Genomic DNA, 23506 nt, shown 5'->3' with positions numbered 1-23506 from the left:
TTAAAATCCCGGCATTAAGGCATCTGCTGCCATTGGAAATGCTATCATTGCGATGACTGCCGGTAAGATGAATATAAACATGACCAGCGTAATGCCTATATTCATCGTTGCGGCTTTTTTCTCTATGTTTAGCATTTCCATTGATTTAAGCTCCTGCGCCTGATTCTCAAATATAGATTTGACACCGATTCCTGTTTCCTCGGAAAGTCGCATAAATCCGACAATAGTGGCAATTGCATCACTTCCCGTACGGTTGACAAGATTTGTAAACGCTACATCGCTTGAGTATGTTATAAACTCGTTTTTAAACTTTTTAGACTCACTTAAGAGGTCTGGACCTAAAACACTTGCACCTTCTGTTGTTACTTTGTCTATGGCATTGTTGAGTCCTCCGCCCCCTTCAAGAATGATAATCAGCAAATCTATAAAGATAGGCAAATCATTTTCTATTCTTTTGATTCTTGCCTTTATCTGTTCTTCAACATATATATAGGGCATAAATATTGCTATGGCAACACCTGACACAACTAAAAAAAGCTCAGTTAAAAAACTAAAATCCATAATAAAAATCAGCGATATCAAAGAGATGCCTGCCAAAATACTTGCAAATACTATTTCATTAAACTGTTTGCGTTTAAGTCCCGCTCTTTGAAGCTTTAATTTAAATTCTGCTTTTTTTGCACTGAAATTGTCAGTGATAATTATGTCATCCTCTTTGGCAAAAATAGCGCTTAAAAGTCTCCTGTGCTTATAATGTACATAAGCATACAAAGAAAGGAAAAAAGCGATAATGCCAAGAGAGATGAAAAGAGTAAGGTATGAAAACAGTTCTATCATTTGTGTACCCTTGTCAATACTTTATTGATCATTATGCCGGTAAATACCCAAAGAGCAATACCCAAAAGCTGAAATCTTCCGTATTGGGATTCCATAAAGTACTGATGCAGTTTCCCGTCAAAGTTCCCATTCAGCGAAAAGTATAAAAAGATGGTAATTAAAACAACGACATATGAGCCTACACTGCTTTCTCTTGTAACAACATCTACTTTTTCCTGCATTTTTTCTCTGTAGCTGATCGTTTTTTCAACCTTTTCCAAAGTATTTGAAAACTGTCCGCCGCTCGCGCGCCCTATTTTAATCGCCAAGGCAAAGATACGGAGTTCTTTGGAATGGATAAACTGGTTTAAATTGTTAAAAGCCTCCATCTCTCCGATAGTATTTTTTTCCTGGAAAAATTTTGCAAATATGTCACGAAAAAGCTTGGACCCTGAAACTGAAACTGACTTGCTGAGTGCCTGTTCAAACCCAATACCGTTTTTCATCATTTTTACAAGCACTGAAATGGCAACGGCAAGTGCTTTGTTGAATTTCTTTTTTCTGTTGTCTATAATGGCACGTAAAATCATGTAAAAGATGAACGAACCAAAGGGGATACCTATAAGATACCCGCTCCAGTGGCGTAGAAAAAGTGCAAAGAGAGATCCTGCCAGGAGAGAAAATGCGAAAAAAACAAGAACAAAAATGTAGGGAGAAAAATGAAATCCTGCCTGAAGCATCAGAGCGTTTATTTTGTTTTTCAGCGTGTTTTTGCTTTCTAAATGTTTTTCCCGTAAAATGTCATCTTCATCTACATCCACAAGTGATATGACATGCTTGATGTAATTAATGTGTTTTGTCCGTTTATACTCTGCCAAGAGAATATAGCCAAGTGCAGTAGCACTGCTTGTGATGACAAAGATAAGTAATATGTCTATTTGTAATTCAGTCATTATTTTAGGTTCGGCCATCTTTCTAATATGCTTTTGCTTGAGATATAAGAGGATTGTATAATCTCAGACATATAGTTTGTTTTCCATCCGCACATTCTTTTTGGATGAAACTCCTTAAGCTCATTTGTAAGCATCTCTTTGCTGACAACATAATCATTGTCAAAGATACGGCTCTCCATTGTGACACCGTTTTGCATCATCTTTAATATAGCACGCGAAGAACCTGAAATTGCTTTGAAATTTCCGCTTGAATCCATCGGATTGTCACTGTTGGCATTGCGTTGAAATTCAAACAGGTCCAGCATGGAAACGACACCGTTTTCTTCTATGCGTCTTTCAGGTTCAGATATTTTGACGATGCGTCTTGTTCCATCGGGAAAACGGACGATTTGTATTATCAAATCAACAGCAGAGATAATTTGTGAGCGTACAAAGGTCATATTTGCCGTAGGACGTGCTTCTAGGAACATATTTTCAATTCTTACAATTGCCTCTTTTGTATCATCCGCATGAATTGTTGTCATAGAACCAGGATGTCCCGTGTTCATGGCATTGAGCATCGTGACAATTTCTGGACCTCTGCACTCCCCGACAATAATACGTCGTGGACTTGAACGCAAAGCCGTACGTAACAGGCTCTCAATCGTGATCGCTCCTGCACCCTCTTCGTTTGGCGGACGTGCCTCAAAGGAGCGAATCGCATGGCAGGGCATTTGCGGTTTCATCTCTTTTGTATCTTCTATGGTGAGCAGCTGGTCGCCCTCGTCTATAAAACGGGTAATGGCATTTAAAAAAGTTGTTTTTCCGCTTGATGTACCGCCGGAGACAACAATGTTAAGTTTGCCTCGTATGGCTTTTATGAGAAAATATGCCATTTTCAAATCAATCATATTTGAGTCTATCAAGGTTTCAAAAAGCAGAGGAATCTCGCGAAATTTTCTCACAGTGACATAGGAGCCGGGATTGCCGTCGCTGTCAAGGTTTGCAGAAACAGGCGGTATTTGTATCTCTATACGTGAGCCGTCGGGCAGTTTTGCAGAGGCAATAGGGTGTGACTCATCGATTTTTCTGTTTGAAGCCATGAGCATTCTGTTAATAAAACGGCGCAAATCTTCTTCATTCCTGAATTTAAACGGTGTTGCTATAGTCTGGCCGTTGTAAATAACATCAATATAATCTTTTGTGTTGACTAAAATATCATTGAGCCCTTGCCCTGCAAGACGCATAATCGTTGAAATCGGACCGTAGTTGAGCAGATTGTCTATAACAAAGTCGGCTATTTCCGTTTTAAGGGCAGGTTTTGGCAAAGTAAACTCAGATATATGTTTGATGACAACTTCCCGTATCATTTTTTCTGTAAGTTTTCCGTTAATATTAAGTTTTTCGACAAAAGCATCATATATAGAACAGGCAAGCTGAAAATACTCTTCATTTCTGTAAATCAGCGGGAAACAAAACTCAGAACAGAGGTTCTCTTCAATATGTACAGTTGAGGCAGTACTCTTGATCTGTACATTCTCTTCAGTGCTATTGTGCCGTTCTTTGATTTTTTCTTTTAGAGCCATCGTTTCACCTTGGACCAGAAAGAGTGTTCGCCTTTGTGGGCATTTTCATACAAAGAAGCATCATGAATAAAAAAGTTTTCTCCAAACTCTTTGAGCTTTAGCATAAAAGGCGAATCCGGGTATTCGTCGCAGACAAGTTGCGCTTCATTCCAGCACTCTCGTAAATGAACAGCATCATTCGGCAAGGCAAAAGCAATTTCAAAGTTGTGTTTTAGGCCTTTTGAGAGTATCTTTCTTGCCTCCTCCTGGGTAACACTTCCAAAAGAGTCTGAACGGTTGGCTATGATGTGTGTTTTGGAGTACCATCCGCTTTTGTCAATGATATCTATATATGTTTTTAAAATAGACATGGAAGGAATGGAAAATTCGGTAATGACAAAAATATTGTCTGCGATCTCTTGAATATCTATCTCTAAATCGACATCTTCAAAAACCCCGACATCTATAATGATAAAGTCAAATTTTTCTTTGATAAACATGATAAAGTTTAAAAACATCTGTATGTTTTCAGGTTTTTCCAGCTCTTCTCTGTCAGTATGTTTTTGTACACCCGGGACAAAATAGAGGTTGTCATTCAGTTTTTCCAAACCGTTTTCAAAGAGTTCCTGCATATCCAGATTTTGCACACTAGATATGTCAACTATGGTTTTTTTGGGCTGCGGATAATTAAAAAACAGGTTAGAAACAGCTTTTGTGTAGGCAAAATCAAGATATAAAACATTTTTGTCTGGATGGTCCTGTGCCAGTGTTTTTGCAAGATTCATAGAAATTGTTGTTGTTCCAACTCCACCGCTGATACCTGTAAATACAGATATGTTACTGTTTCCGCGTCTTTGTTTTATAATGCTTTGTGACTTGATGATGAGGTTTGTGATAAGTCCCGAATTGGCTTCTTCTTCACTGAGGTATACATCTACACCGATTTTTCCTGCCAGCAGAGAAAATTTTGTATCATTCTTGCCTATAACAATCATATAAATATTATTGTTAAAGTGTATCTCTTCAATCTTTTCGATATCTTCAAGATTTTCAACTCTGTAAAGCAGTACCACATCGCGGTTTTTGCTAACAGCATAAAAACTGATAAAATCATTGATGGAGTTAAAGTTTTTGACATCGGTAAATTCGTCTTTTAGATCATTGTAGCACTCTTTGTCGACTTTTGATACATAGGCTATTATCATTAATGCATTCCTCCGTTTTGACTGTTACTGTTTTGGCTGTTGTCTTGGTTGTTGTTTTGATCATTTCTGTTCTGACTGCCTCGTGAGACTTTAATGATTTCAAACTCTGTTGTTGTTCCTGGAGTTGTTGCGTTAATATCTTCAATGTCTATTTTTTTCAGATGGAGAATAAGTCCTTTGTGTACTTTTTCTTTGTATTCGACAACGCTATAATCATTCTTGTCCAATAGATTGTCAAGTTGCGTATCATAATCGGCTCCATTGGAAGAGTGTCCTGATAAAATACTCACAATATTTGTAAAGGTGTCAATTATTCTTCCAAACAAACCTTTCTTTTGTCTGCCTTGATTGCGCTTACACCAGTCCAGCCAATCTTCAGTAGATACGTGAATAGTATATTCTGTTTGTGTAGAATAATTAAACGGATTGAGATATAAACAATGGTCATGATAAGTTTCGGATGTTCTTGAGAGTAGGTTATAATCAGATACAGCCGAATCATCTGCACATCTCTTGCGTGTTTTCCCACCATCCAATGTTGTGTCCGTTGGAATTCCCTGTGTAAATGTCTGATATGATGAACGCCAGCCAAAGATTCCTTTTTCATCTTTTACTGTACAAGACTGTACTTCCGTTCCATAAACACTTTCAATGCCTAAAAGTTTAAAATACTCAAAGCCTTTGACTATGCCGTTTTGTACCTGCATAAAAGTCAAAGGCATATGATTTGTAAAATCAAAGTTTACACTGACAGTTTCTGTGAGTGTTTTTGAGTTCTCTCCAAAGAAAAAGCGAAACATGGATTTTGCCATGAATATCATCGGTTTAAAAACTTCTCCGAGAATACTTACTCTTCCTGTTTGCGGATCAATTTTAGGCTGTACATAATTGGTATTGTCGAGTTTGCTTGCCAGTGTCAGCAGGGTTGTTTCTGTATCCTCTAAAACAGAGTCTGACTGTATGCTGGATTTGTTAGAATTTTCACCCAGCAGACTGGCACCGTTTCCAAAAAAAGGCATCCATTGCGTCATCCCGAAAAAGTTTTGGAATTTACATGTCAGACTGTCCGGATTGAAGGTAAAAAAGATGCCGTCACAGCCTGTTGTATCATTTATCATTAGGGCATTATAATCAAGCAAAGAGGGCTGTTTTGTAGAAAAAGCCTGATTGATACTGTTCGTATCGATAGCAGATTCTTTTTTTATACGGTAGTCTTGTTGCAGACCAAAAATAATGTTTGCCATATATCGGTTTCTGGATTCTATTTCATTTTGCGTTAAAGCATCTACTATTGTTGTATCGTTTTGCGGAGAAAAATAAGTTTTGATCAGTTGTACCATATAACCAAAAAAAGTTCTTGGTTTTTCATTGTTATAATCATTTGTATTGTCATCCTGGTAATATTTGCCGTCTCGAAAAACATCCAAAGCATAAAAAGCATCATCATGGTCAGGATCATAGTTTTGTGCGGAATCAAAAGGAATTCTATATTCACCAGTAGGCAAAATTTGTCCCATGGCATCTTTTTGCAGTTGGGGATTAGCTAAAGTTCCATCATTAATCAAAAACGGTTTTTGCCCTGAACAGCCTTCTTCCGGTAGCCCGCCGTCTTTACATGTAAAGACATTTTCTATTGTAAGTTTTACATTTGCGGCAGTTGCAATATTTGTAAAATTGGACTGGTCCTGTGCGGCATCTGAAAATTTTCCCCAAAAATTGTTGATTTTAAAATTTTGCGTATTGATTTTGACATTCTGGTACATAATCTTGTCACCATAGTCATTTTGCACGTCCTCTTCTTCATACGGTGTCTGCAACGTCACATTTGTTGTTGTCTTTGCCGAGAGTACCAGCGTCAGTACAAACAGACTTACAAGTATGATTTTTCTCATTTTTTCCCCTTTTTTAGTTTTCATCTATGTTGTTTAACACCATAATATTATGAATGTATTGACTCACTTTTTCATTTAACTGCGCATCGGTGAGACTTCTGTTTGCATCATAAAGCTCCTGCTTCTTTTGGCAGGCTGCAATAATTAGACGCTCCTGCGTATGCTGCAAATTTTCCAACTGGTTGACTTTGTGGAGGTTGTCACTCTCACCGCCCATAAACCAGATAAACCAAAACAGCAGCATAATTGCCAGGAACAATGGTACCAGTGCTGCAGAACCTCTTCTCATAATTTTCCTATTGTATAACTCAGTATTGCGGCAATGCTCATAGCCGGAGCAAAGCCATAGCTTTTCTTTTTCAGAGCAGCTAAAATCACAAGATGTATCAGCCCTGAAAATATGATAAAATACCCAACCTGTGACAAACCTACAAAAAGGGCACAAAAGGCACCAAATCGTAAATCACCGCCGCCAAAAGCCATATTTAAAATAACAGGGATGATAAATATGACAAGTACAATCAAGACCGCATATAAATCATACACAGACAGGTCTGCATCCCACCATTTTAAAATAACCAACACTGCAAATGCTGGAAGTATAATTCTGTCTGGAATAACTCTTTTTTTACTGTCAATATAAGAGAGAACAGAAGCAATAACTATAAAATAAACAAATATAATCATCACATTCCCTACACTCTTTTTTGATATTTTTGTGATATTTGAGCTATTGTATGGAAGAGAAGCTTAAATTAATTTGAAGTATGTGAAAAACAATGAATTTTAGTACAAAATAAGAAAAAATAATGATAATTGTTACTTTTCGAAGTAGTTTTTGTTTTTTTAAATATAAGTTTAGATTATGATGTTGATTTTAGAGTTCACTTGCAAATCTGAGGGCATCCATACCGTACTTTTCACGCAGTTTTTGTGTTTTACATGTAAGCGTATACATTTTTCTTTCTTCTTCAAAGCCTAAAAGTGAGAGCTCTTTTTTTGAATCCCTCGTAAAGCTTGAACAGTTGATACTCAAACGAATGACACAAAGACGCTTGTGAATGTCAGCCGCATGAAAAAGAGAAATGCATAAGGCATCAAACTTTTTTTCGGTAAATATTTCTGCCTGAGAGATGTTTTTATGAGATTTTTGATGCATTTCATAGGCAATACCCAAATGAAAAACAGTGGGAATTACCTGAAGTTTTATAATGGCAAAGCTGAGATGTCTGGCAAGAATGTGAACCCGTCTGAGCAGTTCTGTTCTGTCATAGAGCGGATCAAAAGTTCTGGATATTCCGATGGATTTTCTTTGATGGGTCGTTTTAATCTGCGCATCACTTTCTCCGTTGACACGTTTATAGAGCTCTTTTGCATACGGTCCCCATGATTCTAGAGTTCCCCGTCTTTTTCGCAGTTCTCCGAGTGTTTTGATTTGTGCACTGTGCAGTTTGTTTTTCATACTTTTGCCTATGCCTGCGAAATCTTCTACTTTGATGGGGTTGACAAATCCGTCAAATTCGTATTTTGTAATCGTTTTGCATCCAAAAGGTTTGGCATAGCCTGTTGCAAGTTTTGCGATGTAGCGTGTGGATGCGGCACCGATGGAGACAGGAAGCTGGAGCTCTTTTTTGATTTCATGGCGCAAGCTGTCTATAAACTGTGGTATCTCTTCATCATCTATCCATCCGCTTACATCTCCGTAAAATTCGTCAATAGATGCCTGCTCGACAAGCGGAATTTTGCGTGCTAGAAAGTCATGGAGTCTGTGAGAAAGCTCCTGGTACAAAGACATATTTGGTGCTTTGATGATGAGATGCGGACAGAGTTGCAGAGCCTGTCGAATACTCATGGCGGTTTTGATGCCATAGGCACGGGCTTCATAACTTGAAGTTGTGAGAATACCGCGGATACGTCCGTCTTCGTCCTGAAAACTTTTGAGATCATCCCCGTTTTCATAGGCTTTATAAAAAGTCGGTACAAACGAACCGGAATTTTCAAAATTGACTCTCTGGTTCTTTGCGTCTTTGGTAAATATTTTTGTATCGCTTCTTCCGCCGATGGCAACTGGTTTGTGTTCCAAAGAAGGCTCAAGTATACGAGCTGCACTGACAAAAAAGCAGTCGATGTCAATATGGATTTTCATAATTTAATATTAGCAGAGAAAAAAGAAATCTTTTAAAAGTATTGCAAATTGACAAAAATATATTATAATTTCATCAAATTATTTTAATAAGGAAAGCGGATATGGCACAGGTACCTGAAGATATAGGATGTGAAAATAAAGAGTGTATAGCAAAAGACGAGTGTAAAAGACAGGTGATAGCAAAAAACGGTACAGCACGAGAAATCAGAGAATTCGGCGGCACTGCAACAAAAAAGTGCGGTAAGTTTTTAGAAAAATAGATGAGATATTTTTTAGCGGTTTTTATACTTCTTCTCTTTGGGGGATGCAGTATAAAAAACTATGAACATACAAAGGCAAAAATAGTCATTATAAAATCTCCAAGACTAAAGTTTTCTGACATAGGCTATATACGGCACAGCAAAGATGCGATAGAGCTGGAACTTTTTGTTGCGGGGCATGTGCTTCAGCGCATTCATATAAATCATCTGATCTGTGTGAATGAGGGATGTATGAGCAAAAGCAGTTTTAATCAAGAGTATTTGTCTGGTGTTTATCCTCCTTCTTTGCTGCAAAACGTAATATTGGGGAAAGAGATATATGACGGTAAAAACAGCTTAAAAAAAGATAACGGGTTTATACAAAATATAAAAACTTCAGATGTAGATATAAAATATAGGGTAAACTCCCGAGAAATTTATTTTAAAGACAAAAAAAACCATATACTCATTAAAATTAAGGAACCAAACTGATGACAGGCCATAAATATGTAGGCGCACATGTAAGTGCAAGCGGCGGTGTGTACAATGCACCGCTTAATGCCAAAGCCATAGGTGCAAAAGCCTTTGCCCTTTTTACAAAAAACCAAAGACAGTGGGTTGCAAAACCTCTTGACAATGAGACGATACAAAAGTTTAAAACTGCCTTAGAGGAGAGCGGAATTTTACCAAAACATGTACTGCCGCATGACAGTTATTTGATAAATTTGGGGCACCCCGAAGCTGATAAACTTGAAAAATCACGCGTGGCTTTTATAGATGAACTGGAGCGCTGTGATGCTTTGGGACTAGACAAACTGAACTTTCACCCCGGCAGCCATTTGGCAAAACTTACCAAAAAACAAAAAGAAGACAAGGCCCTTTTAGAGGAAATCGAAAACAAATGTCTGGATGTGATAGCCGAGTCCATCAATCTGGCACTTGATAAAACAAAAAATGTCAAAGCAGTCATAGAAAATACGGCAGGACAGGGCAGTAACCTTGGGTATAAGTTTGATCATCTGGCATATATCATAGACAAGGTAGAAGACAAATCAAGAATCGGTGTCTGTATAGATACCTGTCATATGTTTACTGCGGGTTATGATATACGCACGCGTGAAGCCTATGAGAGAACATGGAATGCATTTGGTGAGATTGTCGGCTTTGAGTATCTGAGCGGGATGCATCTGAATGATTCAAAACCGCCTTTGGGGAGCAGAGTGGACAGACATCACTCACTGGGCAAGGGTGAAATCGGACTGGATGCGTTTAGATTCATCATGAACGATGAACGTATGGATGATATACCGCTTATCCTGGAAACGATAGATGAAACGATATGGGCTGAGGAGATAGCACTTTTATACTCGTTCCAGCTCTAAACCCGTACTTCAGTGCGGGCTTTATGTCTTTTATAGATATTTGAGGAAAAATAAGATAGTATTGTCCGCAGAAAATATCAAAAAGAGAAAAAATATGAAAAAAACAGTGTTTATGTCATTGATGGCAAGTTCAATAATAATGGCGGGCGGATATAAAATTCCGGAAACTTCTACAAACTCAGTTGCTCTTGGGGGAGCAAATATTGCCCATACAAAAAATGCCGATGCCGCATATGACAATCCGGCAAATATGGTTTTTATGGATGATGCACAACATGCAGAAGTGGATTTGATGTATGTAGGGTTAAGCTCTACAAACTTTAAGGGAACTTACGCAAAAACACTTACAGGCGCAGAAGAGCTCAATTCGGAAAAACAGACTTTTATTCTTCCTTCACTCCATTATGTCTCTCCAAAACTTGGTCAAAACGGTGTGCGTGTCGGTTTGAGTATCACTGTGCCTGCCGGACTGAGCAGACAATGGGAAGAGGGTTCTGCCAAACTTGTTTCTCAGGAGTTTACATTAAAGATTGTAGAAGTGAGCCCAAGTGTTGCGTATAAAATTACAAACACCCTGGCATTGGCATTTGGTTTTAGAGCGGTGCATACAAGCGGGGTTGTAAAAAGCAGTGAAAGCGCAATTGTCAATGCATCTCCTTTGGCAACATCCTATATCAGCCGTGATCTTGAAGGAAGCTCTTTGGATTTCGGGTATAATCTCGCCCTGGCATACCACCCGACAAAAGCACTGGAACTGGCTGCCACATACCGTTCGAATGTAAATTTGACGGTAGAAGGAAGCGCGAGACTCTCATCAACGGCTGCATTGGGAGGAGCCATTCCTGCAGGTTCATATAACGGTGAGGCAAGTGTGAGTATTCCTCTCCCTGCAACATTGATGCTTGCCGGAGCTTATACATTTGAGAAGACAAAAACAACAGTAGAAGTTGTTTATGAAAAAGCATACTGGTCTGCCTATAAATCTCTTGATTTTGAGTATGACGGATCACTTACAAACCCGGTTTTGATTGCTGCCTTTGATAATCCCAAACCTAAAAACTGGAAAGATACAAACACATTTCGTTTGGGTATTACGCAGGAGTTGGACAAGGTAACTTTACGGGCAGGTGCGATTTATGATGAAACTCCAACGCCGGAGTCTACACTCAATTTTGAATCACCGGGAAGCAATGCATACTCTTTTTCATTTGGCGGACGTTATCAAATAAATGATAGTATGGATATAGGCTTGTCAGCATTGTACTCCATAAAAAAAGACAGAACAATTTCTGGAACGACGAATATAAACGGACTGGACGGTACATTCAGCAACTCTAGAGCGCTGCTTGTTTCAGCCGGTTTAGGGTATAAATTTTAAGGAAATAATTGAAAACACTAGTTAACTTTTTAAACGAAAAAGAGATTGAAAAATCGGAGATATTTATCCATCTAAAATGCAGTATCAATGAAGCAAAGATACTGCAGTATATTGCGCACAGGTATATGAAAGGACAGGATGATGTACTTGTCCTAGATTTGCTGCAGGATTTGTACAAAAGTGAAAACTATGAACATTTGGTACATTTAAGAGAACTGAAAAGTCTGCTTGAACTCGGTTGGCTGCATCAGCAAAGCTTTACTCCTGTAAAAATAGCGGATGTAACACCGCTTGAACTTTTAAACACTGCAGTAGGGCTCACACCTGCTTTTTTAAAACTCTTACAGGACGGCACACTGGATTTGGATTTGCCTGAAGTAAAGCCCTACTCTGACCATCTTGAGTACCTGCAGGATCAGTTTTTCCGGATTGAACTCTATCAGAAAATGAGTGTGATTCGTCAAAATGTACATGAACATTCTCTCGGTATTGACAGACTGCAAAACAAACTCAAACTGCTTGAAAAACGTATAGAGGAGCGGGTAAAACAGAGCTCTGAAAATCTTGTGTTGGACAAATTTTTCAAACAGAAGAAAATGAGCAACTATGAGCAGGTAATTTTTATTGCACTGCTTCGTGAAGAGTACGGATCGACTGATTCTTCTTTGCGGGAGATGAATACGTTGATAGATTTGATTTCGCTTGATGAGTATGAACGTATTAAAAACCGTTCATTGTTAGAAGAGGGTTCAAACCTTTTAAGCAATGGGATTATAGATTATGAAGAGATGCTCAATCCTTTTGGCGGAATCAGCCGTTCTTTCTATATAGTAGATGATGTGCTGCAAAGAATTATTCATCCGCAAAAAACAAAAAAAGTAACACGCTTAAAACTGAATGCTTTGGTAGAAGAACAGGATATTTTTGAACTGGTAGAGCCTGAGACTTCTTTGGATGATGTCGTGCTTAATTCCAAAACAAAAGAGACGCTTGAAAACCTGATGAAACAGGTAGATAAAGAGGTTGTGAGCCGCCTTGTAAAATGGGGTATCAAAGATAAAAAAAGCGGTATAGATGCCAGAATAATTTTTTACGGACCTGCAGGAACCGGAAAAACAATGACGGCATACTCCCTGGCAAAATCACTCAAACGCCAGGTTTTGGCTTTTGACTGTTCCAAGATCCTTTCTATGTATGTAGGAGAGAGTGAAAAAAATGTCCGTAAAATATTCGATACTTTTTATGAATTGAGCGAAAAAACAAAAACAGAACCTATACTGTTACTCAATGAAGCAGACCAGTTCCTGGGTGCAAGAAGCAGCGGTAATATCACAGGCTCGGATCAGATGCACAACCAGATGCAAAATATCTTTTTGGAACAGATTGAAAATTTCAGAGGAATGCTCATAGCAACAACCAACCTGCTTGAAAATATCGATAAAGCCTTTTCCAGAAGATTTAATTATAAAATTGAGTTTAAAAAACCGGACAAAGAACAACGGGTACAGCTTTGGAAGAAAATGTTACCAAAAGAAGCACCTTATGAGGACAACTTCAATGTTGCAGCGCTTGCAGAATATTCTCTTACCGGTGGACAGATTAGTCTCATAATCAAAAACACAGCCTATAAAGTCGCTGTACGGGAGAATCCGCTCTTTACGCTTGATGACTTTATTGATGAAATCAAGCGTGAAAAAGATGCGAACTTTGACAGTGAGAAATCTATGGGATTTTTAAACAAATAATTTTAAAGCTTCTTTTAAACTAACAAAATATTTACTCGTATCAGTGTTGCGATAAGTGACATTTGGTATGAGTTATCTTCCACAAAACTTTTTTTTAATATTCATTTTGCTATAGTGCAGTAACTGTTTTTTCTAGTAACAAATGAAAATAGGTTTGCAACAAAAACCGTTTTTCATTGTTAGAAAACAAATATAAAAATCAGTTATATTTTTAATAAATATAACTTTTAAAATAAAAGGTAGGTTATATGGAGCATATAGTGACTTCAAATCCGTATTTTGGGGTATTTGTACTTTTTGTTATAACATTTGGTGCGTTTATTACAACGACTGTCGTCGCCCGATTGGCGAGTCGTGCATTGGCACGTAAAGACAGTGAAAAAATCAAACTTTCAGTGTATGAATGTGGACCTGAAATTACTAAGCAGCCAAACAGGGTGTCACCGCAGTTTTATCTGTTTGCATTGCTTTTTTTGCTTTTTGATGTGGAAATAGTATTTATGTTCCCTTGGGCAGTAGATTTTAAAGTGCTTGGTTGGTTCGGTTTTGCTGAAATGATAATGTTTATATTGTTATTGGCAATAGGTTTTGTATATGCATGGAAAAAAGGAGCGCTGGAATGGCACAACATAAAGTAAATTATACACAGGACGGTGGTTTACCGATAGCACTGACAAGTGTGGATAAAATTGTAAACTGGGGACGTTCTAATTCTCTTTGGGCATTAACATACGGTCTTGCATGTTGCGGTATTGAAATGATGGCATCAGGTGCTTCACGATTTGACTTTGACCGTTACGGAACAATTTTCCGTGCGAGTCCCCGTCAGGCGGATGTTATGATAGTTGCCGGTACACTTACCAAAAAGCATGCAGAGTTCATCAAACGTCTGTATGACCAGATGACAGAACCGAGATGGGTTATCTCTATGGGTTCATGTGCAAATACAGGCGGAATGTTCAATACCTATGCGACAGTGCAGGGATGTGACAGAATTATTCCGGTTGATCTGTATCTTCCCGGTTGCGCACCACGTCCTGAAACACTGCAGTACGGTGTAATGTTGTTACAAAAGAAAATTCGTGCAAACAAAGCGGGAAATGCACAAAAAGCAAAGAGGTTACTGTAATATGAGAGCGTATAAACCTAAAGACAATGTACAGGCAAAGGCATACTATACAGACAGATTTTATGTAGCGCCGCAGGTACCGAAAACAGCGGTAGAAGAAGATGAGGTTTTTGCTGCAGATTTAGAGGCGATTCAAGCAAAATTTGAAGTGAAAGAGGCCTATATTCAAGTGGAACAAATGGTCGTATACATCAATGCGCATGATATTTACGGCGTGCTTGAATTGATGCGCGATGAGTTGGAATATACACAGCTTTCAGAAATGTCTGCTATTGACTGGCTGGCAAAAGATGATACATTCGAAATTTTTTATCAAATGCTTTCCATGACAAAGCGCAAACGTATCCGTGTGAAATATTTTATTAAAAACGGAGAGGCTGTTGACAGTGTTGAAAAGCTTTTTAGAAGTGCTGACTGGAGTGAACGTGAAATGTTTGATATGTTTGGCATTGAAGCGAACAACCATCCGTTTATGAAAAGAATTTTAATGCCGTATGACTGGGAAGGCTACCCTCTTTTAAAAACATATCCTCTTGAAGGGGATGAATTTGCAGCATGGTATGAAGTAGATAAAATCTATGGAAAAGAAGCACGTGACATCATAGGCCCTGAACTTCGCGATACTGCAAGAGTGGACAGATATGATTCTGAGCGTTTTGCACGTCTTGGGCATGAAGTTCCAAAGGGTACAAAAATTACCGGTGACGAGCCGGCAGTTACGCATTCGTATCAGGAAGAAGGCGGCGTTTTCCTCATCAAAAAACTTGATAAAGAGTCATCAGTAGTTATTGATGATCCGCAAAGATAAGGTGGTATAAAATATGGCACAGGTAAAAAACAGATTAACACCGTTTTTTGAAAATATAACATTTGACAGAGATGACAATGAACTGATATTAAACTTTGGTCCGCAGCATCCGTCTGCTCACGGGCAATTACGTTTAATGCTGCATCTACAACAGGAACAGATTGTAAAAGCACATCCTGATATCGGGTATTTACACCGTGGTATGGAAAAAATGGCTGAAAACATGATTTATAACGAGTTTATGCCGACGACAGACCGCATGGACTATATTGCATCATCTTCAAACAACTACGGATTTGCTCTGGCTGTTGAAAAACTTATCGGGCTTGAAGTCCCTCGCCGTGCAAAAGTTATCCGTATGCTGCTTTTGGAAATCAACCGTCTTATGTCTCACCTTTTCTGGCTGGCGACGACGGCACTTGACATCGGCGCTATGACGGTTTTTCTTTTTGCTTTCCGTGAAAGAGAATACCTGATGGATATTATTGAAGGCTATTGTGGTGCACGTTTGACACATGCAGCAATTCGTATAGGTGGAGTCCCTCTCGATTTACAAGATGGATTTTTACACCAGCTCAGAGTATTTTTAAATAAACTGCCGCAGAATATCAAAGATTATGAAGACCTTTTGGACTCTAACCGTATTTGGCTGATGAGAATGGAAGAGGTGGGCGTGATTTCTACAGAGATGGCACTTTCATGGGGCTGTACAGGTCCAATGCTCAGAGCTTCAGGTGTTGCATGGGATATTCGTAAAGAAGAGCCGTATGAACTTTATGATGAAGTAGAGTTTGATGTTCCTTTTTCAGACAAAGGTGACAACTTTGCCCGCTACCGTATTTATATGGAAGAGATGCGTCAAAGTGCGAAGATTCTGTACCAATGTATAGAAATGTATGAAAAATGTGAAAAAGACGGTCAGACTGACTTGATGGCACATGCACCGAAGTATATTTCGGCACCGAAAATAGACATAATGACACAAAACTACTCATTAATGCAGCATTTCGTTCTTGTAACACAGGGAATGAGACCGCCGGTCGGTGAAGTGTATGTTCCGACAGAATCACCAAAAGGTGAGCTTGGATTCTACATCAATTCCCAAGGCGGTCCGTATCCGTACAGACTGAAACTGCGTGCGCCTTCATTCTGGCATACAGGAATCTTAACCGACCTTTTACCGGGTCACTATATTCCGGATGTTGTATCAATAATCGGTACAACGAACATAGTTTTCGGGGAGGTTGACAGATAATGAAACGATATGATTTAAGACATTTAAAAGATAATTTTGAACCTCGTATGAAAGAGATTTTAGAAGAAAAACACAAACCGACGGAGACGTTGATATTTCTTTTTGAAATAGGAGATTTTTCTCCGATCCAAAGAAGTGCTGATTTGGTAAAAGAGTGTGGGTATGAACTGTATAACTCATTAAAATTTAACGAAGTCGACTGGACTATCGTAGTGAAAAAATAGGGATTGAATGTGAGCAAAGTATATTTTTCTACTTGGAATGGTGAGCTTGTTAACAATATCGGCAAACCACAAGAAGAGTGGGAAGAGTCAGCTTATAACTTACCGGCACAATATGATGATCACCGTGATTCAAAAGCTTTTATCGGCTGGGACGGTGTTTCGTTGTTTCATGAGGATGTGGATGTTATTCGTTTAGCGATGGAATATGCTGCACAGTATCAAGTCTATTCAGAAGCATGCGGAAGATGTGCTCCTGGAAGATGGGGTGGCCGTATTTTATATGACCAGCTTGATAAAATTGCTCGTGGTGAAGGTGCATTGGCTGATTTGGACCACTTAAAAGAGATTGGTAAAAGTATGCAGATAACATCCAAGTGTGAGATTGGGAAAACAGTTCCAAATCCTATTTTGGACTTAATGACGCATTTCGAAGATACATTTCTTGAGTGTATCAATGAAAAGAAAAAATCAAAACATTATGATGAAAAAATCGGCTATATAGCAAAAATAACAGCACCGTGTACGGATGCCTGTCCTGCGCATGTTGATATACCCGGATATATTGAAGGTGTCAGAGACTTGCGTTTTGACGATTCCCTGGAAGCAACACGCCAGACAATGCCGCTTGCACATACCTGTGGACGTGTCTGTCCGCATCCGTGTGAAGATGCCTGTCGAAGAACCAATCTTGATGAGCCTATTTCAATTATGGCACTCAAACGCCTTGGTGCAGACTGGGAAACAGACCATGAATATGAGTTTTTTCACCCGATGGAGAAGAAGCCGCCGATTGACAAAAAAGTTGCTGTTATCGGTGCAGGTCCTGCGGGGCTGACGACTGCGTATTATCTTGCTGCAGAAGGCATAAAAGTCGATGTATATGAGGATCTCCCTGTTTTAGGCGGTGAAGTGGCTGTGGGTGTTCCTGAATACCGTATGCCGGTTGACAAATACAATCAGGATATAGAATGTGTCCGCGATATGGGTGTGAACTTTATTACAAATTCGAGAATCGGTGCCGACGATATGCGCAGATTTGAAAAAGAGTATGATGCAACGATGGTGGCCGTAGGGACAAGGATCTCCAAAAAAGTCCGTTGTGAAAATGAAAGACCAGAGATTAAGGGTTACTGGGGCGCTATTGATTTTCTTGACCGTGTGAATCTGTATGAAAAATACGGCATCACCATTCCTAAAGAGGTGCAGGAAGAGAATTTGCTTACTACAGACTATGTGGATCTGACAGGCAAAACCGTGGTCTGCGTGGGCGGCGGATTTACTTCAATGGATGTTGTGCGTTGTGCAATTCGGGCCAATGCCAAAAAAGTCTATATGATATACCGTCGTGATGAAAAAACGATTATTCGCAATACAACCTATGAAGAGTACCATGAAGCGGTTGAAGAGGGTGTCGAGTTTCTGTTTCACTCCGCTGTAAACAAAATTACGACAGATGAAAATGACATTTTACGAGAACTTCTGATTGACAAGTTTGAGCTTGTTCCTGATCCAAACGGCGGACGTGCACAGCTTGTAAAAATAGAGGGTGAATCCTATACCATTGAAGCAGACTATCTGATTCCTGCTGTTTCTCAGTCGGCTGATTTGGATTTACTGCCTGAAGAGTGGGACATTGAGATGACTTCATGGGCGACTATTAAGACAAACGGCAAAGACTATATGACATCACGCAAAGGTATTTTTGCCGCAGGTGACTGTGAATACGGTCCTATGACGATTGTCAATGCGGTCGGTCAAGCCAAACGTGCGGCTTCTGTTATGGCCCGATATGTACAGACCGGTGAAGTGAGCTTGACTGATGATGAGATTATGGAAGATCATCTTGTAAAACTGAAAGTTTATGATAAAAAAGAGAAAGTTACCGGCTGGTTGCCGGGTCTTCCTCGTGAGCACTCTTCTGTTTTGGATGTTGAAGTGAGAAAGCATAATAATGCGGAAGTAAATCTTGGTTTCACACAGGAACAGGCTTTAAGTGAAGCTGAGAGATGTATGCGTTGTTATTATATAGCAATGGTACAGGCATAAGGGGAGTCGTAAATGAGTAAAATTATAAATTTTAAAATTGACGGCAAAGATGTTACAGCAGTAAAAGGGGAGACAATTCTTCAGGCTGCGAGAAAAAATGATATCTATATTCCTACTATGTGTTATATTTCAAAAACGACACCCTGTGCATCATGCCGTATCTGTTCTGTCGAGGTAGAAGGTGTAGATGGGCTTGTTCTCTCCTGTAACACACCTCCGACAGAGGGTATTGAAGTCAGAACAAACTCTGCCGAGCTTGAGCTTGAACGTACAAATATCATGAAACTCTATGATGTAAATCATCCATTGGAGTGTGGTGTTTGTGACAAATCCGGAGAATGTGATCTGCAAAATATGACTTTGGAGTTTGGCGTAGCACAACAGGAATTTTCTGCAAAAGACCAGCTCAGAAAAGTGGAACACTGGGGACTGATTAATTATGACCCAGCATTATGTATTATGTGCGAAAAATGTGTACATGTATGTAATGAAGTTATAGGCGATGATGCTATTGAAGTAAAATTCGGCGGATACTCTTCTGTGATTATCCCAAAAAATGCGGATACACTGGATTGTACTTTTTGTGGTGAATGTATTGCAGTCTGTCCGGTCGGTGCTTTGGTGAGCAGTGATTTCCAGTACTCTGCAAATGCATGGGAACTCTCCCGTATTCCTTCAACATGTGCCCACTGTTCTGCCGGTTGTGCTTTGGAATATGAAACACGCCACGTCGGTATCAACGGTGAAGATTCTATTTACAGAGTGAAAAACAATTATGAATTCAATTCATTATGTGGAGCAGGGCGTTTCGGATTTGATTTTGAAAATCGCGCCTCTAAAGACGAAGAAGCATTTAACAAGGCAGTTGAAGCGATTCAAAATGCAAATGCTATACGCTTTTCTTCAATTATTACAAATGAAGAGGCACATATTTTACAGCTTTTAAAAGAGAAACTTGGGATAAAACTTTTTAATGAGGACGCAAGACTGTATGCTGAATTTATGAAATCTTATTCTTCAGTAAGCGGTAAACTGCATCACAGTGCTTCGATGGATGCCGTCAAACAGGCCGATGCGATTATTATTATCGGTACACGTCTGGCGACGGATAATCCGATGGTACGCTATGCTGTGCGAACAGCATCCCAGCATAATGGTGCAAAAATAGTATATGCGCATCCGCTTGAAGATGCGCTTATGAAAAATACCGCTACACAGTTTATGAAATATGAAGTGGGTACAGAAGAGGGTGTCATGGCACTTTTGGCAAATGAGCTTCTTCAAAACAGTGATGTGGACGAACAAACCAGATCATTTTTAGATGATTTGGATTTGGGCTACCTTGAAGCTGAAAGCAATGTGGGCGATGATGAACTTAAATTAATGACGAAGTCATTCAAGCGGGCACAAAAGCATGTACTTATCATCGGAAGTGATGTATTTGCACATAAGCGTGCAAAAAATATTGCGAAACTTGCAGCTTTGATTGAAAAATATACTGAATTTTCATTACTGATTATTCCTGCAGAAGTAAATACTGCAGGGGTTGCCCTTACATGTAAACTCGACACTGATGAAAATATAGGCAACATTGTTGCTTATAATGCAGAAGGTGACTTTATAATGTCATCTTTAAAAGATTCAGATTTAGCGATGCCGGCACTTAATCAAGTGGAAGGAACAGTTGTCAATGTTGACAATCAGGTACTTCCGTTGAATGTGGCACTTCCTTTTGAAGGATATACTTTGAATGATATAGCAAATGCTCTTGGTCTGAAAAAAGAAAATACTATTGACTATACAAAAGAGCTCGACACATCAAAAGGTTTTAAAGCAATTGCTTTTGATGATTTGGAGAATTTTTTAACACCTTACGGTGAAGACAAAAGGGGCTATATTTTAGATGAAGTTGTCTGTGAAGCAGATTCAGAAGTAGCACCGATTGAAGAGTTGCCTGAGTTTAACGGAAGTGTAATTTATAATTGTAACCCTGTTTTGCAGTTTAATGCGTTTACAAATAAAACACATCAGTTGGAAAAAGACACAACATTAAGAGGCTCGGCTCAGTTTGCGGCAGCTGCAAAGATTGCAGATGGTGATGTAGTTGAAATAAGCTTTGCATCAAGAACAATACAAAGAGTTTTTAAACAAGATGAAGAACTAAAAGGAACTATAGCACTCAATCCTACCTTCGATTTAGGTCAGGATTTTAGCAGATATAGATTTGAAAAATCCAAAATAGCGAGAGTAATATAATGAGTGAAATTACCATAAACATTGACGGAAAAGATGTTCAGACAAAAGAGGGTGAGTATTTGTTAAATGCTGCCCGTGCAAATGACATATTTATTCCTGCAATATGTTATTTAACAAGATGCAGCCCGACTCTAGCCTGTCGTATATGTCTTGTTGAAGCAAATGGAAAACAGGTATATGCCTGTAATGCAAAAGCAAAAGAGGGAATGCAGGTAGTAACATCGACTGAGTCTATAGAAAAAGAGCGCAGAATCATCATGGAAGTATACGATGTGAACCATCCGCTTCAGTGTGGTGTATGTGACCAGTCAGGTGAGTGTGAACTGCAAAATTATACACTTGAGATGGGTGTTGATTCACAACATTATTCCATTAAAGATGTAGACAGAAGTTCTCATGACTGGGGACATTTACACTATGATCCGGGCCTTTGTATCGTGTGTGAACGTTGTGTTACTGCCTGTAAGGATATGATAGGTGACAATTCACTTAAAACAATTCCGCGCGGTTCTGATCCTATCAATGCAGATTATAAAGAGAGTATGCCAAAAGACGCATATGCAATGTGGAACAAACTCAACAAGTCTGTCATTGGTTTGACAAACGGAACTGATGTTCTTGACTGTACCTCATGCGGCGAATGTGCAGCAGTCTGTCCGGTCGGAGCACTTGTTGATACCCAGTTTATGTATAAGTCCAATGCCTGGGAGTTAAAACAGGTTCCTGCAACCTGTGGACACTGTTCTGCGGGATGTCAGATAACTTATGATCTGAAACATACAAGTATTGACAATCCTGAAGATAAAATATACCGTGTTATGAACGAATGGAACTATGTTTCACTTTGTGGTGCAGGCCGTTACGGATTTGATTATCAAAATGCCGGTGTTACAAAAGACGAGACTGCATTTGCAAATGCAGTAGAGGCCTTTAAAAAGGCAGATACAATAGCTTTTACATCTACAATTACCAATGAAGAAGCCTACCTGCTTCAAAAAATGAAAGAAAAATTCGGATACAGACTTGTCAATCCGGAAGCAAAAGCATTTCAGGATTTTTTAAACAATTATGCACAAATCAGTGGACATAAACTCTATAAAGGCGATCTGGAAAAAGTGCATAGTACAAACTTTATAGTCTCTGTCGGTTCGGCACTCAAAACTGACAATCCAAATGCACGCTATGCATTAAATAATTCGTTGACAGTAAAAAAAGGCGCAGGAATTTATTTTCATCCTGTAAAAGATCCGATTATCGAGGGTATAGGGAAGTCTATCATGACAGTTGCCCATGCTCCTCTTCAAGAAGAAGCAGCATTATATCTTCTGCTTGATCTTTTTGCAGACAAATCAAAAGTGCCTTCTGATATTGTGGACTACCTTGCTTCTTTTCATTCACAAAAAACCGTTACAGTTGAAGAAGTTGTGAAAGAAAAAGTTGTGGAACTTGTCAAAGAGACAAAAGTCAATGAAGAAACAGGGGAAGAAGAAGAAATTGAAGTAGAAAAAACCAAAATGGTTTCTACAAAGATTGCAAAAGAAATAGAGGTTGATGATAACAGACTCTTGGAAATACTTGGTCTTGATGATAGTTTTATGCAAACACTTGAAAAGAACCTGAAGAAAAAAGAGACTTTTGCGCTTATGGTTGGACCAGATTTGTATATGCATCCAAATGCAAAAAACCTGGCTCGTCTGGTTGCTTTGCTGGAAAAATACTCAGCTTTTGAAGTTACCATGATTCCAACACTTACAAACTCATTGGGTGTAGCGCTGATCTGTGACCTTGATGATGAGAAAGGCTCTTATACGGTTGCGTACAATACTGATGGCGATTTTGTACTCTCCGGGCTTGGCGACGGTGATTTGGATATGCCGGCGATCAATCAGCAGGAAGGAACATTGACATCTGTAAACAAACGTGTCAACCCTACAAATGCGGCTATCGGATATGAGGGATATGAATTAAACGATATTGCAAAAGCGCTTGATTTTGAAGCAGAAAATATTATAGATTACACTGTAGAACTTCCTGTTGCGAGAGGATTTAAAGCAGAAGAATTCGATAACCTGCCAAATCATTATGAAAATGACGGTACAGAAGTAAGAGGTTATGTGTTAGAAAATGTAGCAGTAGAGGCCAGTGAAGATGAAAGTGTAGAAAAATTCAGTGAAGATAAGTTAGAAGGGTGTATAATCTATTTAGCAAATCCTGTAAGACAGTTTACGGAATTTACCTACAAGACAACAAATCTTGACGAAGTAAGCGGTATTTACATGAGTGAAGAGTATTTATCCAAAACTGATTACAATGAGGGTGATACAGTCACAGTGAAAACTAAAAAAGGTGAACTGACTGCAAAAGTTGTGTGTGACAATAAAATTGCAGGTGATATAGTGGTTTTACCTACATTTGATAAAAAATTAAACTCAGAAGCACTCTTTGACGGCTACCGTTTTAGTACAGCTTCAATCCAAAAGGGGTAATA

General features: G+C 39.0%; 21 protein-coding genes. 13 read left to right on the top strand and 8 right to left on the bottom strand.

The features are described 5' to 3' along the window. The 8 genes from MNY28_RS09125 to MNY28_RS09090 all read right to left on the bottom strand — a co-directional run bounded on the left by MNY28_RS09125 (position 1) and on the right by MNY28_RS09090 (position 8556). Positions 1-837 (bottom strand): type II secretion system F family protein, encoded by an 837-nt coding sequence (locus tag MNY28_RS09125; protein ID WP_346389627.1) that lies wholly within the window; start codon positions 835-837, stop codon positions 1-3. After that, positions 834-1769: a hypothetical protein gene (locus tag MNY28_RS09120; protein WP_151899540.1), complete on the bottom strand. Its 936-nt coding sequence runs from the start codon at positions 1767-1769 to the stop codon at positions 834-836. Before MNY28_RS09120 ends, MNY28_RS09125 begins: the two co-directional genes overlap by 4 nt. After that, complete coding sequence (locus MNY28_RS09115) at positions 1769-3334, bottom strand: ATPase, T2SS/T4P/T4SS family (protein WP_346389626.1); 1566 nt, start codon at positions 3332-3334, stop codon at positions 1769-1771. The genes MNY28_RS09120 and MNY28_RS09115 overlap by 1 nt, the downstream gene beginning before the upstream one ends. Next, positions 3325-4518: an AAA family ATPase gene (locus MNY28_RS09110; protein ID WP_346389625.1), complete on the bottom strand. Its 1194-nt coding sequence runs from the start codon at positions 4516-4518 to the stop codon at positions 3325-3327. Before MNY28_RS09110 ends, MNY28_RS09115 begins: the two co-directional genes overlap by 10 nt. Then, positions 4518-6410 carry a hypothetical protein gene (locus tag MNY28_RS09105; RefSeq protein WP_346389624.1) on the bottom strand — a complete coding sequence of 631 codons (1893 nt, stop codon included), beginning with the start codon at positions 6408-6410 and terminating at the stop codon, positions 4518-4520. Before MNY28_RS09105 ends, MNY28_RS09110 begins: the two co-directional genes overlap by 1 nt. Positions 6411-6423: 13 nt before the next feature. Beyond that, positions 6424-6699: a hypothetical protein gene (locus MNY28_RS09100; RefSeq protein ID WP_151899544.1), complete on the bottom strand. Its 276-nt coding sequence runs from the start codon at positions 6697-6699 to the stop codon at positions 6424-6426. After that, positions 6696-7097: a prepilin peptidase gene (locus MNY28_RS09095; protein WP_151899545.1), complete on the bottom strand. Its 402-nt coding sequence runs from the start codon at positions 7095-7097 to the stop codon at positions 6696-6698. The genes MNY28_RS09100 and MNY28_RS09095 overlap by 4 nt, the downstream gene beginning before the upstream one ends. A gap of 190 nt (positions 7098-7287) precedes the next feature. After that, entirely contained in the window at positions 7288-8556 is a 1269-nt protein-coding gene (locus MNY28_RS09090; RefSeq protein ID WP_346389623.1) for a DNA polymerase IV, read from the bottom strand. Positions 8557-8657: 101 nt separating this feature from the next. On the opposite strand from MNY28_RS09090, the gene MNY28_RS09085 reads away from it, so the two are divergent. From MNY28_RS09085 to MNY28_RS09025, 13 genes are all read left to right on the top strand, one after another. Next, a complete protein-coding gene (locus MNY28_RS09085) occupies positions 8658-8816 on the top strand; it encodes a hypothetical protein (RefSeq protein WP_188110025.1) in 159 nt (52 codons plus the stop codon). Continuing rightward, positions 8817-9287, top strand: coding sequence for a hypothetical protein (locus tag MNY28_RS09080; protein ID WP_346389622.1), 471 nt, complete (start codon positions 8817-8819; stop codon positions 9285-9287). Further along, positions 9287-10177: a deoxyribonuclease IV gene (gene nfo, locus MNY28_RS09075; protein WP_346389621.1), complete on the top strand. Its 891-nt coding sequence runs from the start codon at positions 9287-9289 to the stop codon at positions 10175-10177. Before MNY28_RS09080 ends, nfo begins: the two co-directional genes overlap by 1 nt. Before the next feature lie 94 nt (positions 10178-10271). Continuing rightward, complete coding sequence (locus MNY28_RS09070) at positions 10272-11555, top strand: outer membrane protein transport protein (RefSeq protein WP_151899549.1); 1284 nt, start codon at positions 10272-10274, stop codon at positions 11553-11555. A gap of 8 nt (positions 11556-11563) precedes the next feature. Further along, on the top strand, positions 11564-13300 hold the full coding sequence (locus MNY28_RS09065; RefSeq protein WP_346389620.1) for an ATP-binding protein: 1737 nt from the start codon (positions 11564-11566) through the stop codon (positions 13298-13300). A gap of 248 nt (positions 13301-13548) precedes the next feature. Beyond that, complete coding sequence (locus MNY28_RS09060; protein ID WP_151899551.1) at positions 13549-13938, top strand: NAD(P)H-quinone oxidoreductase subunit 3; 390 nt, start codon at positions 13549-13551, stop codon at positions 13936-13938. After that, positions 13920-14429 carry an NADH-quinone oxidoreductase subunit B family protein gene (locus tag MNY28_RS09055; protein ID WP_346389619.1) on the top strand — a complete coding sequence of 170 codons (510 nt, stop codon included), beginning with the start codon at positions 13920-13922 and terminating at the stop codon, positions 14427-14429. Before MNY28_RS09060 ends, MNY28_RS09055 begins: the two co-directional genes overlap by 19 nt. Before the next feature lies 1 nt (position 14430). Beyond that, complete coding sequence (locus MNY28_RS09050; RefSeq protein ID WP_346389618.1) at positions 14431-15237, top strand: NADH-quinone oxidoreductase subunit C; 807 nt, start codon at positions 14431-14433, stop codon at positions 15235-15237. Between the two features lie 13 nt (positions 15238-15250). Beyond that, positions 15251-16492, top strand: a complete 1242-nt coding sequence (nuoD, locus tag MNY28_RS09045) for an NADH dehydrogenase (quinone) subunit D (protein ID WP_151899554.1) — start codon at positions 15251-15253, stop codon at positions 16490-16492. After that, the gene (locus tag MNY28_RS09040; protein ID WP_151899555.1) at positions 16492-16716 is read left to right on the top strand and encodes an NADH-ubiquinone oxidoreductase subunit E family protein; all 225 of its coding nucleotides are present in this window, start codon (positions 16492-16494) and stop codon (positions 16714-16716) included. The genes nuoD and MNY28_RS09040 overlap by 1 nt, the downstream gene beginning before the upstream one ends. Before the next feature lie 9 nt (positions 16717-16725). Beyond that, positions 16726-18762: an FAD-dependent oxidoreductase gene (locus tag MNY28_RS09035; RefSeq protein ID WP_346389617.1), complete on the top strand. Its 2037-nt coding sequence runs from the start codon at positions 16726-16728 to the stop codon at positions 18760-18762. 12 nt (positions 18763-18774) lie between these two features. Further along, the gene (locus MNY28_RS09030; protein ID WP_346389616.1) at positions 18775-21018 is read left to right on the top strand and encodes an NADH-quinone oxidoreductase subunit G; all 2244 of its coding nucleotides are present in this window, start codon (positions 18775-18777) and stop codon (positions 21016-21018) included. Beyond that, positions 21018-23504: an NADH-quinone oxidoreductase subunit G gene (locus MNY28_RS09025; protein WP_346389615.1), complete on the top strand. Its 2487-nt coding sequence runs from the start codon at positions 21018-21020 to the stop codon at positions 23502-23504. The genes MNY28_RS09030 and MNY28_RS09025 overlap by 1 nt, the downstream gene beginning before the upstream one ends. Positions 23505-23506 lie beyond the last annotated feature (2 nt).

The sequence above is a fragment of the Sulfurimonas sp. NWX367 genome (assembly GCF_039667065.1).
In the GTDB taxonomy this organism is placed as follows: Bacteria; Campylobacterota; Campylobacteria; order Campylobacterales; family Sulfurimonadaceae; genus Sulfurimonas; species Sulfurimonas hydrogeniphila.
This window is presented reverse-complemented; position numbering and strand designations above follow the sequence as displayed.

What these genes read in the sequence shown, in the direction of transcription:
- MNY28_RS09125 (WP_346389627.1), bottom strand. Translation starts at nt 837, where the DNA reads ATGATAGAACTGTTTTCATACCTTACTCTTTTCATCTCTCTTGGCATT.
- MNY28_RS09120 (WP_151899540.1), bottom strand. Translation starts at nt 1,769, where the DNA reads ATGACTGAATTACAAATAGACATATTACTTATCTTTGTCATCACAAGC.
- MNY28_RS09115 (WP_346389626.1), bottom strand. Translation starts at nt 3,334, where the DNA reads ATGGCTCTAAAAGAAAAAATCAAAGAACGGCACAATAGCACTGAAGAG.
- MNY28_RS09110 (WP_346389625.1), bottom strand. Translation starts at nt 4,518, where the DNA reads ATGATAATAGCCTATGTATCAAAAGTCGACAAAGAGTGCTACAATGAT.
- MNY28_RS09105 (WP_346389624.1), bottom strand. Translation starts at nt 6,410, where the DNA reads ATGAGAAAAATCATACTTGTAAGTCTGTTTGTACTGACGCTGGTACTC.
- MNY28_RS09100 (WP_151899544.1), bottom strand. Translation starts at nt 6,699, where the DNA reads ATGAGAAGAGGTTCTGCAGCACTGGTACCATTGTTCCTGGCAATTATG.
- MNY28_RS09095 (WP_151899545.1), bottom strand. Translation starts at nt 7,097, where the DNA reads ATGATTATATTTGTTTATTTTATAGTTATTGCTTCTGTTCTCTCTTAT.
- MNY28_RS09090 (WP_346389623.1), bottom strand. Translation starts at nt 8,556, where the DNA reads ATGAAAATCCATATTGACATCGACTGCTTTTTTGTCAGTGCAGCTCGT.
- MNY28_RS09085 (WP_188110025.1), top strand. Translation starts at nt 8,658, where the DNA reads ATGGCACAGGTACCTGAAGATATAGGATGTGAAAATAAAGAGTGTATA.
- MNY28_RS09080 (WP_346389622.1), top strand. Translation starts at nt 8,817, where the DNA reads ATGAGATATTTTTTAGCGGTTTTTATACTTCTTCTCTTTGGGGGATGC.
- nfo (WP_346389621.1), top strand. Translation starts at nt 9,287, where the DNA reads ATGACAGGCCATAAATATGTAGGCGCACATGTAAGTGCAAGCGGCGGT.
- MNY28_RS09070 (WP_151899549.1), top strand. Translation starts at nt 10,272, where the DNA reads ATGAAAAAAACAGTGTTTATGTCATTGATGGCAAGTTCAATAATAATG.
- MNY28_RS09060 (WP_151899551.1), top strand. Translation starts at nt 13,549, where the DNA reads ATGGAGCATATAGTGACTTCAAATCCGTATTTTGGGGTATTTGTACTT.
- MNY28_RS09055 (WP_346389619.1), top strand. Translation starts at nt 13,920, where the DNA reads ATGGCACAACATAAAGTAAATTATACACAGGACGGTGGTTTACCGATA.
- MNY28_RS09050 (WP_346389618.1), top strand. Translation starts at nt 14,431, where the DNA reads ATGAGAGCGTATAAACCTAAAGACAATGTACAGGCAAAGGCATACTAT.
- nuoD (WP_151899554.1), top strand. Translation starts at nt 15,251, where the DNA reads ATGGCACAGGTAAAAAACAGATTAACACCGTTTTTTGAAAATATAACA.
- MNY28_RS09040 (WP_151899555.1), top strand. Translation starts at nt 16,492, where the DNA reads ATGAAACGATATGATTTAAGACATTTAAAAGATAATTTTGAACCTCGT.
- MNY28_RS09030 (WP_346389616.1), top strand. Translation starts at nt 18,775, where the DNA reads ATGAGTAAAATTATAAATTTTAAAATTGACGGCAAAGATGTTACAGCA.
- MNY28_RS09025 (WP_346389615.1), top strand. Translation starts at nt 21,018, where the DNA reads ATGAGTGAAATTACCATAAACATTGACGGAAAAGATGTTCAGACAAAA.